A 12,234-nucleotide genomic window follows, 5' to 3' on the forward strand; every position below is an offset into this window, starting at 1 on the left:
CTTTCTGGCATCACATATTTTGACACAGTCACCAAATGAACGCTCGTAAAACGATCACCATCGCGTTCTTTCTGGTGGTCCTTGGGGTAGGCTACTATTCGATGAACGCTGCACCGGTGGTCCGAGACGACGCACACACGTATCAGGGCGGTTTAGAGTGGGAAACCGACCCCAGTACCGCGTTCGATGCGGCCCAGTCACAGGACAAGCCGGTTCTAGTCTACTACTGGGCGACGTGGTGTACGTACTGCGAGCGATATGACAAAAACCACTATCGGAACGAAACCGTTCGTGCCGCGCTGGACGACTACGTATTGCTCGCGGTAAACATCGACGACCCGGGGAACGGGACAGCGCTAGTTCGCCAGCATCAGGCGACGTATCCGCCACAACACCGGATCATGACGCCGGAAGGTGAGACCGTCGAGAGCGTCGAGGGGTACATCGGGCGGGACGAACTGCTCGCGACGCTCGAACGGGGTTCCGAGGAGGCAACATGACGACGGTCGTGCTCGGCCTCGCTGTCGGGACCTGGCTGCTGGCAATCGGCCTGTTCGGGAGCGTGCTCGCCACGGCGTTGCTCGGCTACGAGTACGCGACCGGCGACCAGTCGTTCCTTCGCGTCAGTCAGGCTGCCGCGGGCGTCGCGACGGGGTCGTTCGTCATCGCACTGCTATACTTGACTTCGCAGTTTCTCAGTGGGGATTACACCAACGCGTATGTCTGGGACAACACTGCAAACTACCTCCCGACGCTGTACAAAGTCACAGGAGTGTACGCGTCCAACGTGGGATCGATACTGCTGTGGGCGATGCTCACGGCTGTTGTCGTCACGACGACCTTGCTTCTGGGCCGGTACAGCACACGCGGCGCACGTCTCTCGCAATCCCTTGGGATGGGCGTTGTCACCGTGTTCGCCTGGATGCTAGTCAACGACAGCCCGTTTATTCCCCTGTCGGCGGAGTACCCGTCGGTCGCGGCTAACGGGATTCCACAGGACGGCAGCGGGCTGAACCCGCTACTGGTCGACCCGTTCATGGCAATCCACCCGCCGATAACGTTCTCGGCGTACGCGCTCATGGTGGTTCCCTTCACCGTTGGCGTGACCCACTTCGTCGCCAAACTCCGGGGGACGGAGAGCATGTTCGACGACTGGCTGGGCAGCATGACGCGCTGGCTCCGGGGGTCGTGGCTCCTGCTGACCGCCGCGATCACGCTTGGCGGCATCTGGGCGTATCGAGTCCTCGGCTGGGGTGGCTTCTGGTCGTGGGACCCAGTCGAAACGTCAGTGCTCATCCCGTGGCTCGGACTGACCGCCGTGTTGCATACGCTCAACCAGTACCGGCGCTCCGGCCGGTACGCAGTGCTCGCGCCAGCCGCCACGGCGGCGTTGCTCCCGCTCGTCATCTACGCGACGACCGTGGTCCGGAGCGGTGTCTTCCGGAGCGTCCACTCGTTCGCCGGCGGGGGCATCGGGAGCGGCGTCCTGTTCCTCCTCGGAACGACGAGCACGCTAGCGGTCGGTCCCGCGTTCGTCCACTGGTTCCGGACTGCGGAAAGCGACGCAGAGGAGGCGGGACTGCTCGACCGTGCAACTATCTACCACGGCGCTGTGCTCGGGTTCGTCCTGCTTGCGTTCGTCTCGCTCTGGGGCCTGACGTTCCCCGTGGTTCGCAGCCTCGCTTCAGGCGTCGAGGTCAGCGTGGACGCGCGATACTACAACCTCTGGAGCTTCCCGGTCGTCGTCGGGATGCTCCTGGCTGGTGGGATGTACGCACAGCAAGAGCGCTTCAGTACGCGAACGACAGTCGGGACCGCCGCCGCAGTGCTCGTCACCGCCCTCGTTGTCGGCGTCGCGCTGGCACGACCTGAGTGGCAGTTGGCGTCGACTGAGCCGTTCGACCCGGTGTATTACCGCGCCATCGGGAGCCTCAGTGTGGTCACCGTGCTTCCGCCGGCCGTGTACTTCGCAGGCGCGTGGGTCGTCCGCTACGCGGGCCGTCTCCGCCGACTGACCGGACGGCAGGCGAAACTAAACGAGACCGGCATCGCCCTCATTCACGTCGGCGCGGCGCTGCTCATCGTCTCCGTCTCCTTCGTCTATGTCTTCTCGACGACGGCGTCCGTTGGTATCGTGGGCGCGACAGAACTGGACGATACCGGCGAGCGAATCGTCCGCGACGTCGAGGGGTCGCCGTACACGGTCGAGGTAACCAACTACTCGCCGGAGAACACGCCGACGATGACCGAGGCGGCGATGACGCCGGCCGAAGCCGGCTCCGTTGACCCCTCGTCATCGGTAATTCTCGTAAAAGGAGAGGTGACCGCAGTGCAACGCTTCGAGGACACGACCATCGCACAGCTCAACGGGTCCCGTGTATGGGTCGGTGCCGACAGCGGGACGGTGCAGTTCGAAGAGGGGTCGGTGATCGTCGCCCGCGGGACACTCTCTGACCCTCGTTCCGAGAACATCGACGCGCTCGTCTACACCAACGGGGAAAACGTCGGACCGGCGTCGGCCCCGCCGACAGACGTGTACTCGCCGCGGGTCGTCGACCATCGGTTCGACGTTCAACTGTACCGGGGCGACACGCTTGTCGCCGATGGCACTGTCGCTGAACAGTCGTATCGCGGTCGCGATATGCAGACGAACGACCCGCTCATCGAACGTGGCATCACCGGCGACACGTACGTCGTGGGGACTCGCACCGCGGGCGGGCTCTCGATCGAAATCAGTCGCTACCCGCTTGCCAACCAGATCTGGTTCGGCGTCGCAGTGATGCTCGTCGGCATGGGGCTGGTCTTCCTGTTCGATCCAGCGTCGGGTGCCGCCGGTGGCCGTCGCTCCGGAAGTCGCGATTGAGTCGAAGCGCGGTCAGGCTTCGATGACGAACTCGAAGCTCACCCACCCGGTGACGATAACGGTCCCGTCGTACACGAGGAGGATTCGGAACCACTCCGACAGCCAGAATGGCCCACCGGCGAGGCTCGTGAGTTCGATCCCTGCGAGGATAACCGGGACGACGAGCGGGACGAGCAACACCGGCAGGAGTGATTCGTTGACCTGTGAGTTTAACGTTAGCGCGGTCAACAACACGCCGGCGGCGCTGAATCCGATTGCGGCGAGTGGGAACACGAGCGCCAGTTGGACGAGCAAGGCGGGTTCGAACGGCGTGCCGAGGAACACCGTTACAGCGACGAGTGTTACCCATCCAATCGCCGTCACGAACACTGCCGAGCTACAGACCTTCCCCAAGTAGATAGCGGACCGGTCGACAGGTGCGAGCATCAGCCCCTCGATTGCGGCGTTGTCGTCCTCGACGGCGATGCCGCGGGAGAGGGCGAGCGTCGTGGCGAAGACGAGTGCGATCCACAGGCCACCGCGGGCGATGACCGCTTGCTCGTCCACGCGGCGGACGAACACAAACGAGAAGATAACGACTATCAGCAGCGCCAGCACTGCCGCGCCGTTGGCCCGGCGCTTACCGCGTGCTTCGAGCAACAGGTCTTTCGCCGCGATAGCTCGGACGACGCGCAGATACTGCCGAATCATGATTGTCGAGGTGCGTTCACGTACTGTTGTTTGATCGCGTCCGGCCCGGGACACTCGGCCGTGTCGATATCCCGGACGAGCTGTCCGCCGTCGAGCACGAGCACCCGGTCGGCGTAGCGGAACCCGCGGTCCACGTCGTGTGTCGCGAAGACGACTGTCGTCTCCTCCAGTTCGCGTAGCTGATCCGTCACCCGCAGCAGTGACTCCTCGTCGAGCCCGGTGAACGGCTCGTCAAGTAACAACAGCGCGGGGTCGTGCAGCGTCGCCCGGGCGAGTGCGAGCCGCTTTGCCATCCCGTGGGAGAACTCGCTCACGGGGTCGTTCCCTCTGTCGGTGAGCCCGACAGCGTCCAGTTGGGCCTCACATCGGTTCGGGTCAACCCCGTGTAACCGGGCGTGCAGGCGAAGGTTCTCCAGGGCAGTCAGCTGTTCATACAGATACGTCTCGTGGGCGACGAACCCGAGTTCCCCGCGCTGTGTCGGCCGGTCGCGAGAGAACTCGGTGCCTTGCAGGGAAATCGTCCCCTCGCTCGGCCGGGTCAGCGTCGCCAGAAGTCTGAGTAACGTGGTCTTGCCTGACCCGTTGTGACCGAACAGAAGCACCGTCTCGCCGCGGCTCACGTCGATACTGATCCCCTCAACACCGACCTTTGGGCCGAAATACTTTGAGACTGTAGACAGCGAGAGGAAGGCCATCACCGGAGACACGGACAGCAGATGTTTTTACCTTTTGTAATGCAAGTACTGGTATGGCAGCGGTTTCGCTTCTCGCGTCGTTTGCCGCCGGTGCCGTGACTGTCTTTACGCCGTGCTGTCTCCCGGTGCTTCCGCCGCTCCTGTCGGGGAGCGTGGGCCATCGGCTGAAACCGCTCACCATTGTCGCCGGGAGCATCGTCTCGTTTACGCTCGTCGGCCTGCTCACGGGCTATCTGGGAACGCTCACGTCCGACTCGCTTCGGGCGCCCGCGTTCCTCGTCATCATCGCCTTCGGCGCGGTCATGGCCGATGACGACCTCCACGAAGCGTACGCGGCGACCGCGTCGAAAATCTCGGGACGGGTCGACGGTATCAGCGTCCTCTCGAGTGCGGCCCACCCGCTCGTCGCCGGGTTCACGCTCGGACTCGTTATCGGCATCCTCTGGTTGCCGTGCGTCGGCCCAGTCCTCGGCGCTGTGCTGGCGTACGCGGGAACGACTGGCGATGTCTCACAGAGTGGTCTCCTGCTGTTCAGTTACGGTGTCGGATTCGGGCTCCCGATGCTCGGTGTCGCCTACGGGAGCAAGGTCGCCGGCGGGCGGGTCAGAGACGCACTCCCGGGCGTCGAACAGACGGAAACGGTCCGTCGTCTCGCCGGGTATCTCTTGCTACTGAGTGGTGTCGCGCTGCTGTTCCAGTTAGACCGCGTGTTACTCTCGAACATATAACGTAGCGACAGCGTGGTGTCGCCGAAGCGTTACCCGGCCATCGCAGCAACACGGAGCATCAGGAACAGCATCATCACCTGCAATGCGCCCTGAACGGTGAGCAGTGTCGCGGTACGAGCGCCGAGGGAAACAACGCGCTCGGGGTCGGGGTTCGCGCTCCGGAGTTCGCGGTAGATGAGAACGTCTGTCGGCAGCACGCCGAGCAGTGCGATGCCCGCGATAGCGACTGCGACACCGAGTACGGTCCGGATCAGCGTGGTCATCGGCCACACGATCTCGTACGTCAGCGCCATCGTGACGCCGGCGGTAATCGTCACGACTGCCAATGTGGGCAACAGGACAATCGTCGCTGGCACAAGTCGGCCCACTATCGCGTACGCCCCGTCTGTATCACGCTCCCGCAGCAGCGGTGCAACGATGAATCCATACATGAGCACGAGCGCCGTCCACGCGGTCCCGACCCATACGTGGACTGTGCGTAACGTCGCGATTGTGCCAATCAGGGACGCGTACCCGAACCCGACAGCAACACAGGCTGCCAGTCCTGCACCGACGACCCCCGCGACGGTCGGCGTGCGCCGGTCGGCGACGGTATCGGGACAGTCCGGCATCGGTCTGTAGTACGTCCCGTCGATGAAAAACAAGTCGGTCGGCACGCGCGGTGGTTGGCTCACGCCGTCGTCCCGCCAGCGTCCAGCGGTGAGGATGCCGGGATTGCACAACGCTCATAGGCTCGGTGGAAAAACATCCGAGCAAGGCTCCTGAAACGTGAATCGAAACCAGACGCGCCGGAGAACGCTCGCACTGCTCGGGTCCGCACTTTCGATTCCAGTCGCCGGCTGTTCGTCCAGCGGCCTGTTCGGCGGCGAAGCGGCAACCCCGACTGACACCGCGACACCGACGCCCGAGCGGACAGTGCAACGAGTTCCGACGGAGTACCAGTTCCGGCGCTGGCTCCCACCGCTGTGGACGCTCCCGTATTCGAACCCTCAGAAGGTCGGCTACCAGACCGTGAGCGTCTCCGACCTGCGGTTCGCTCGGCTCGACGCGTCAGCCGGGAACGAACTCATCGCTGACGCGGCAAGCGATGCGCGGACGGAGAACAGCGTTCCGATGGCGATGACGTACCGGACCGAGGCGCTCGAAGTCGCTGTTATCGCCCGCGGGCCGACACCGTCCCTGCTCGAATCGTTCGAAGCCCAGGGCATGACGAAGGACTCGACCGTCGACGGCTACCAGGTGTATCACCAGACCGACGAGCAGGGCGAGCGCCAGCTCACATACATCGGCGGCAACGAATGGAGCGTCTACGTCCGGTTCAGCGGCGACCGGGCCGACGACCTCACGTCGGCGCTCCTCGACGCCAGAACGGGCACCGAGCCGTCGTGGGCAGGGGCCAGCCCCGAGACCCGGCCGCTGTTTTACGATGCCTACGTCGCCGCTGACGCACAGGGTGTGCTGTTTCCGTCGCCGAACCCAGGTAGTTTCGAGGGCGTTGCGGGCGACCTCTACGGTGCGCTCGCGAGTACCGTCTTTCCCAACAGCAGCGAGCAGTCGTACGATACCGCGCGGATGCAGGTCACGCTCTCGTTTGCCCCCGACGCGCCCGCGCAACCCTCTGCCGTCGAAGCCGTCTATCGAGGTGCCGCGGAATCCGCCGAACGGGAGACGTTCCGCCTGTCGTACTGGCCGGTCTTCGACGACCCGACCGTCGAGCGAGCGGGCGAGAGCACGATACGTGTCCGACAGGACGTGGATACCAAGACGCTCCGTGACGCACAGACCTCGGAGTGAATGTGGCCTGACCGCAACAATCCGGTACCACTCTGCGCTGGCGCGGCTTGCAGACTCCGTTCAGATGATGTCAGCAGCGTTTTCCAATCGATCTGAAACACCGGCGGTTGGGTAGTTCCCAGTAGCTGAGAACACGCTAGTCCCGTTTTTCTTGGGGAGTCTAACAGGGGGGTATGGAAGAGTTCGACCACGAGGTAGACGCCCCGCGCGGCGCAACGAGTCGCGAGTGGGAGGTGTTCGTCCGCGAGGACACGGCGGACCCGCTCACCCACGTCGGAAGTGTCAGCGCGCCGTCCGCCGACATCGCCAGGGAGCAGGCAGCGTCGCTGTTCGCGCGGACTGCCGTCACGCTGTGGTTGTGTCCCGCCGACGAGACGCACCGCTACCAGACGGACGCCGCGACACTCGGAACGGGAAAAGCGGGGGACGACGCCACCATGAGCGTCGACGAGATGGAGTCTGAGACGCTCCGGGGTGAGAACCGATGATATCGGTCTCGAAACTGCTCTGTGACCTGGACGCCGAAGGGGACGGCCTCCGGTACGACGCGGCCAACGAGTCGACCAAACGCCAGATCCGGGACGAGAAGCAGCGCCGGCCCGTCGTCGTCTGGAACGTCACCAAGCAGTGCAACCTCTACTGTGATCACTGCTATGCTGCCGCCGACACCGAAATCGCCGACGGGGAGCTCTCGACCGCGGAGGGGAAAGCGCTGCTCGATGACCTGTCCGACTACGGCGCGCCGGTGGTGCTGTTCTCCGGCGGCGAGCCGCTCGTCCGGCAGGACCTCGAAGAACTGGTCGCCTACGCGAACGAGGTCGGCGTCCGACCGGTGCTTTCGACCAACGGGACGCTCATCACCGAAGAGCGCGCCCGGTCGCTCAAGGACGCCGGGCTGAAATACGCTGGCGTCTCAGTCGACGGGCTGCCGGAGCGAAACGACGACTTCCGCGGGGTCGACGGCGCGTTCGAGGGCGCGGTCCAGGGGATCGAGAACTGTCTCGACGCGGGCCTGAAGACCGGACTCCGGTACACGATCACCGAGCGCAACGCCGCGGACCTGGAGGGTGTCGTCGACCTGCTGACCGACGTGGGCGTGGACCGCTTCTGCTTCTACCACCTGGACTACGGCGGCCGCGGGACCGAGATTGTCGACGCCGACCTCACGCCCGAGGACCGCCGGCAGGCAGTGAAGCGGGTCTGTGATATGACCCGCGAGTACCACGACCGCGGCGAGGAGATCGAGACGCTACTGGTCGGTAACTACGCCGACGCGGCCTATCTCGTCGAGTACGCCCGCGAACATATGAGCGAGGCACAGGCCCAGCGGGTGTACGAGTACCTGCGGGTCAACGGCGGGGACCCGACCGGCGAACGCGTCGCCGACGTGGACTACCAGGGCAACGTCCACCTCACGCAGTTCTGGCAGGGGTACTCGCTGGGGAACGTCCGCGACCGCTCGTTCGGCGCTATCTGGGAGGACGAGTCGAACCCGCTCCTGACGGCGCTTCGCAACCGCGAAGAGCACCTCACGGGGAAATGCGCCGATTGCCGCTACGCGGAGGTCTGTCGCGGCGGCTCCCGACTCCGGGCGCTCACCGTGGAAGACGACCTGTTCGCCCCGGACCCGCAGTGTTACCTGGAAGACGAGGAGATCCACGGGTCGCCGCCGTTTGACACCGGTGAGAGCTCGATGGCCGGCGAGAGCTCTGCCGACTGAGTCGCCAGCGACCCACCCCATTTTAATCCCCGCCAAGCTGAGGGGGACCACTCATTCCCGTGTACCGGTAACTGCCACATGCGACCGTCGACTGACGGTCGTGTCGTCGGGAAACACACGCTCAGTCTCGTGGGACAGATGGGCGTTCCTTCGGGCATTCGGCCGCCATGGACACGGCGGCCGGTTTGTTCTCTGTGAGCACCGGGGCGGACCGGGGCGTTTTTGCCCTGCCCCCCGTTATCGACACCTGTGCAGTCGGTTGAGCTACACGCGCATTCGTCGCTGTCGTACGACGGCCGGGACCCAGTCGAGCTCCTCTTAGAGCAAGCCAGCGCCGTCGGTCTGGACGCGCTGGCCGTGACTGACCACGACGAAATCGACGCCAGTCTCCGGGCGGCCGAACTCGCCCCGGAGTACGGTCTCGTCGGGATCACCGGGATGGAGGTCACATGTGCCGCCGGACACGTCCTCGCCCTGGGGATTCAGGAGGCCATCCCGCCACACCTCCCGTTCGACGAGACGCTCGACCGGATACGCGACCAGGGCGGGCTTGCGGTCGTCCCGCATCCGTTCCAAGAGTCCCGCCACGGCGTGCTGGAACACATCTCGAAGGCCGAACTCGCGACGGCCGATGCCATCGAAGTGTACAACTCGCGGCTGCTGACCGGACGGTCGAACCGGCAGGCCGAGCGGTTCGCCCGTCGAGAAGGGCTGCCGATGACCGCCGGGAGCGACGCCCACATCGCAGAGATGGTCGGGCAGGCAGTCACCAACGTCGGCACGGACGAGCGAACGGCCGACGCGATTCTCGACGCCATCCGCGAGGGCAAGACGACCGTCGAGGGCAAACGGACGCCGTGGCGGATCAGCTTCCGGCAGGCCGCCGGCGGGGCGAAGCGACGCGTCAAGAACGGCATCGCGGAGTTCCTCCAGTGATGCAGGGAGCCGACACGGACACCGTCGCCGCTGCCCTCGAACGCGGCGACCCGCTCCCGGGGACCGGCGGGTTTGCGGGGGAACTGGACGGGAGTCTCGTCCGCGACGTTCTCGGACGGTACCCGCTGTTCGTGGAGCGTGCTGTTTCTGACGAGCAGCGGCTCGACCCCGAGCAGTGGAGCCACGACCCAACGGCGCTGGCCGACCCACGTTCGTTCCCCGCCGGCCATATTCGGGACGATAGCGGGACCCGACAGCGGTGGTCGCTCCCGTCGCCAGAGCCGTTCGGAGACCGGGAGATAGCCATCGAACAGGTCCGCGAGGCTGTCGAGACGAGTATCGACGCCGTCGACGCCGATGCCCTCGCGATTGCGTTCTCCGGTGGCGTGGACTCGGCGCTGCTCGCGGCACGGCTCGACGCGCCGCTGTACGTCGCTGGGTTCCCGGACAGCCACGACGTCGAGGCGGCGCGGTCGGCCGCCGATCTGCTGGGAACCGAGGTCCGCGTCGTCGAACTCACCCATGACGCTATCGAGCGGGCCGTCCCCGAAATCGCCCGCGCAACCGGGCGAACGAACGCGATGGCGGTCCAGATCGCGCTCCCGTTATACCTTGTTGCTGAACAGGTCGCCGCCGACGGCTTCGACCGGCTGGCGCTCGGCCAGGGGGCCGACGAACTGTTCGGCGGCTACGCGAAAGTCGCCAAGGCCCCCGAGGACCCCCGGGTCGAGGCCGACACCGTCCGCGGGGCCCAGCAAGAAGTGATCACCTCGCTCCCCGACCAGTTGGAGCGGGACGTACTCGCGCTGCGGGCCGCCGGCGTCGAACCGGTGACGCCGCTGTTACACGACCGCGTCGTCGACGCCGCGCTCCGACTGGACGGCGACCTGCTCGTCGACGGCGAGACGCGAAAGGTCGCGCTCCGAGCCGCGGCCCGCGGATCGCTCCCCGAGGAAATCGCTTCACGGGACAAGAAGGCCGCACAGTACGGCTCGCTCGCCGCCCGGGAACTCGACCGCCTAGCCCGGCAGGCCGGCTACAAGCGCCGGATGGACGACCACGTCACGCAGTACGTCGAATCGCTCGTGCAGTGAGTCGCGTCTACGCCTCGCGTACCGCTTCGATTGCTCGTTGGCCGACCTCGACGACGTCTGTCGGGAGGTCCTCGCTACGGTCCCGCAAGTCGCTAACAGAGAACCATTCCCAGTCATCGGCCGGCTGCTCGCCCGGCCCCGGCTCGATGTTGCGGCTATCCGCCCGACCGTAGAAGATGAAGTCGATGTGCTGGTGGCCGACCTCGCCCTCGGCGTTGACGTTGATGTCCTCCAGCAAGAAGTGCTGTGGCTGGGGCATCGATTTGACCGTCTCGCTCTCGATGTCCTGCTGTGATGCGATGAGATCCACGTCGAGGCCTAGTTCCTCGCGCGTCTCGCGGAGCGCGGCCTCGTGGGGGAGTTCGTCGCGGTCGATGTGGCCGCCGGCGGGCAGCCACATGTCGAGCTTACTGTGTTCGTGGAGCGCAACGCATCCCTCGCTAACGACGTAGACAGTGGCGACAAAATGCCGAGTGGTCTCCATACCGACGGCACGGCACAGTCGGTGGTTTAGGTTACGATACCGGTCAGGGGTGGATCTTGTCTTCCGCTTCCAGCAGTTCGTGGTAGCGGTTGCGGATGGTGACCTCGGAGATGTTGGCGACTTCGCTGACCTGGCTCTGGGTCACCTTCTCGTTGGTGAGCAGCGAGGCGGCGTACACCGCGGCGGCGGCGAGGCCGACCGGCGACTTTCCGGAGTGGACGCCTTCCTCCTTCGCGTTCTGGAGGAGCTGGCGGGCGCGCCGTTCGACCTCCTCGGAGAGGTCCAGGTCCGACGCGAACCGCGGGACGTAGCTCTCGGGGTCGGCCGGCTGGATTTCCAGGCTGAGTTCGCGGACGACGTAGCGGTAGGTCCGTGCGATTTCGTCTTTCTCGACGCGGGAGACGCCCGCAATCTCATCGAGCGACCGCGGCGTCCCGGCCTGGCGCGCGGCGGCGTACAGCGACGCCGTCGAGACGCCTTCGATGGAGCGGCCGGGCAGCAGGTCCTCGTCGAGCGCACGGCGGTAGATGACGCTGGCCGTCTCGCGGACGTTCTCGGGAAGTCCCAGCGCGGAGGCCATCCGGTCGATTTCACCGAGGGCCTGCTTGAGGTTGCGCTCCTTGGAGTCCCGGGTGCGGAACCGCTCGTTCCAGGTGCGCAGTCGCTGCATCTTCTCGCGCTGGCGCGAGGACAGGGAGTTGCCGTAGGCGTCCTTGTCCTGCCAGCCGATGTTGGTCGAGAGACCCTTGTCGTGCATCATGTTCGTCGTCGGCGCGCCGACGCGGGATTTCTCGTCTTTCTCCTTCGAATCGAACGCGCGCCACTCGGGACCGGGGTCGATCTCGTCCTCCTCGACGACCAGCCCACAGTCTTCACACACCGTTTCACCGCGCTCGCTGTCGGAAAGCAACGACCCGTTACACTCCGGACAGACGAGCGACTCCGACTCCTCTTCCTCCGTCTGCTCTGTCTCCGTTTCGCGCTCGTTCGAGTATCGGCGGATGCTGGTATCGGTCATTTGTTGGGGTGGACAACCGGGTATCGTACCCGAAAAACGTGTTGTAACCTATTGTTGTATCTACGGCGACTTAAAACTTTTGTCTGTTTCTGAAGTCCAATTTTCCGAAGGGGAAACAAGAATTGGCAATTCTTGTGTATTCCCTTCGCTAACTGTTAATAGTTCTAGAGGTCTCCCCAGTGTTTCGAAACGCTTACCGCGCATCCAGCACT

13 protein-coding genes are annotated in these 12,234 nt (G+C 64.9%); 8 read left to right on the forward strand and 5 right to left on the reverse strand.

Translation table 11 applies throughout. The features are described from left to right. Nucleotides 1-35 precede the first annotated feature (35 nt). Nucleotides 36-500 carry a thioredoxin family protein gene (locus ACOZ4H_RS08020; RefSeq protein WP_424328777.1) on the forward strand — a complete coding sequence of 155 codons (465 nt, stop codon included), beginning with the start codon at nt 36-38 and terminating at the stop codon, nt 498-500. After that, nucleotides 497-2,863 carry a cytochrome c biogenesis protein CcsA gene (ccsA, locus tag ACOZ4H_RS08025; protein ID WP_424328778.1) on the forward strand — a complete coding sequence of 789 codons (2,367 nt, stop codon included), beginning with the start codon at nt 497-499 and terminating at the stop codon, nt 2,861-2,863. Before ACOZ4H_RS08020 ends, ccsA begins: the two co-directional genes overlap by 4 nt. Before the next feature lie 12 nt (nt 2,864-2,875). On the opposite strand, the gene ACOZ4H_RS08030 is transcribed toward ccsA, so the two are convergent. Continuing rightward, a complete protein-coding gene (locus ACOZ4H_RS08030) occupies nt 2,876-3,553 on the reverse strand; it encodes a heme exporter protein CcmB (protein ID WP_004956946.1) in 678 nt (225 codons plus the stop codon). After that, nucleotides 3,550-4,248: a heme ABC exporter ATP-binding protein CcmA gene (gene ccmA / locus ACOZ4H_RS08035; protein ID WP_424328779.1), complete on the reverse strand. Its 699-nt coding sequence runs from the start codon at nt 4,246-4,248 to the stop codon at nt 3,550-3,552. The genes ACOZ4H_RS08030 and ccmA overlap by 4 nt, the downstream gene beginning before the upstream one ends. A gap of 53 nt (nt 4,249-4,301) precedes the next feature. Here ccmA and ACOZ4H_RS08040 point away from each other — a divergent pair, with 53 nt between their 5' ends. Continuing rightward, the gene (locus ACOZ4H_RS08040) at nt 4,302-4,976 is read left to right on the forward strand and encodes a cytochrome c biogenesis CcdA family protein (RefSeq protein ID WP_424328780.1); all 675 of its coding nucleotides are present in this window, start codon (nt 4,302-4,304) and stop codon (nt 4,974-4,976) included. A gap of 29 nt (nt 4,977-5,005) precedes the next feature. Here the strand turns inward: ACOZ4H_RS08040 and ACOZ4H_RS08045 are convergent, their stop codons facing one another. Beyond that, nucleotides 5,006-5,650 (reverse strand): hypothetical protein, encoded by a 645-nt coding sequence (locus ACOZ4H_RS08045; RefSeq protein WP_424328781.1) that lies wholly within the window; start codon nt 5,648-5,650, stop codon nt 5,006-5,008. A 94-nt stretch (nt 5,651-5,744) separates the two neighbouring features. On the opposite strand from ACOZ4H_RS08045, the gene ACOZ4H_RS08050 reads away from it, so the two are divergent. From ACOZ4H_RS08050 to ACOZ4H_RS08070, 5 genes are all read left to right on the forward strand, one after another. Continuing rightward, nucleotides 5,745-6,770, forward strand: coding sequence for a hypothetical protein (locus ACOZ4H_RS08050; RefSeq protein WP_424328782.1), 1,026 nt, complete (start codon nt 5,745-5,747; stop codon nt 6,768-6,770). Between the two features lie 173 nt (nt 6,771-6,943). Further along, nucleotides 6,944-7,258 (forward strand): Htur_1727 family rSAM-partnered candidate RiPP, encoded by a 315-nt coding sequence (locus ACOZ4H_RS08055; RefSeq protein WP_058995159.1) that lies wholly within the window; start codon nt 6,944-6,946, stop codon nt 7,256-7,258. After that, entirely contained in the window at nt 7,255-8,490 is a 1,236-nt protein-coding gene (locus ACOZ4H_RS08060; RefSeq protein ID WP_424328783.1) for a TIGR04347 family pseudo-SAM/SPASM protein, read from the forward strand. Before ACOZ4H_RS08055 ends, ACOZ4H_RS08060 begins: the two co-directional genes overlap by 4 nt. A gap of 249 nt (nt 8,491-8,739) precedes the next feature. Continuing rightward, nucleotides 8,740-9,426: a PHP domain-containing protein gene (locus tag ACOZ4H_RS08065; protein ID WP_424328784.1), complete on the forward strand. Its 687-nt coding sequence runs from the start codon at nt 8,740-8,742 to the stop codon at nt 9,424-9,426. Further along, nucleotides 9,426-10,520 carry an asparagine synthase C-terminal domain-containing protein gene (locus tag ACOZ4H_RS08070; RefSeq protein ID WP_424328785.1) on the forward strand — a complete coding sequence of 365 codons (1,095 nt, stop codon included), beginning with the start codon at nt 9,426-9,428 and terminating at the stop codon, nt 10,518-10,520. Before ACOZ4H_RS08065 ends, ACOZ4H_RS08070 begins: the two co-directional genes overlap by 1 nt. A gap of 7 nt (nt 10,521-10,527) precedes the next feature. On the opposite strand, the gene ACOZ4H_RS08075 is transcribed toward ACOZ4H_RS08070, so the two are convergent. Beyond that, on the reverse strand, nt 10,528-11,004 hold the full coding sequence (locus tag ACOZ4H_RS08075) for an NUDIX hydrolase (protein WP_424328786.1): 477 nt from the start codon (nt 11,002-11,004) through the stop codon (nt 10,528-10,530). Between the two features lie 43 nt (nt 11,005-11,047). Next, nucleotides 11,048-12,022, reverse strand: coding sequence for a transcription initiation factor IIB (locus ACOZ4H_RS08080; protein WP_424328787.1), 975 nt, complete (start codon nt 12,020-12,022; stop codon nt 11,048-11,050). Between the last annotated feature and the right edge of the window lie 212 nt (nt 12,023-12,234).

This window comes from Haloarcula amylolytica (assembly GCF_049705545.1).
Lineage (GTDB): Archaea > Halobacteriota > Halobacteria > Halobacteriales > Haloarculaceae > Haloarcula > Haloarcula amylolytica_B.

Coding starts and splice junctions, on each gene's coding strand:
- ACOZ4H_RS08040 (WP_424328780.1), top strand. CDS start 4,302: ATGGCAGCGGTTTCGCTTCTCGCGTCGTTTGCCGCCGGTGCCGTGACT.
- ACOZ4H_RS08080 (WP_424328787.1), bottom strand. CDS start 12,022: ATGACCGATACCAGCATCCGCCGATACTCGAACGAGCGCGAAACGGAG.
- ACOZ4H_RS08030 (WP_004956946.1), bottom strand. CDS start 3,553: ATGATTCGGCAGTATCTGCGCGTCGTCCGAGCTATCGCGGCGAAAGAC.
- ACOZ4H_RS08060 (WP_424328783.1), top strand. CDS start 7,255: ATGATATCGGTCTCGAAACTGCTCTGTGACCTGGACGCCGAAGGGGAC.
- ACOZ4H_RS08070 (WP_424328785.1), top strand. CDS start 9,426: ATGCAGGGAGCCGACACGGACACCGTCGCCGCTGCCCTCGAACGCGGC.
- ACOZ4H_RS08020 (WP_424328777.1), top strand. CDS start 36: ATGAACGCTCGTAAAACGATCACCATCGCGTTCTTTCTGGTGGTCCTT.
- ACOZ4H_RS08075 (WP_424328786.1), bottom strand. CDS start 11,004: ATGGAGACCACTCGGCATTTTGTCGCCACTGTCTACGTCGTTAGCGAG.
- ACOZ4H_RS08055 (WP_058995159.1), top strand. CDS start 6,944: ATGGAAGAGTTCGACCACGAGGTAGACGCCCCGCGCGGCGCAACGAGT.
- ccmA (WP_424328779.1), bottom strand. CDS start 4,248: ATGGCCTTCCTCTCGCTGTCTACAGTCTCAAAGTATTTCGGCCCAAAG.
- ccsA (WP_424328778.1), top strand. CDS start 497: ATGACGACGGTCGTGCTCGGCCTCGCTGTCGGGACCTGGCTGCTGGCA.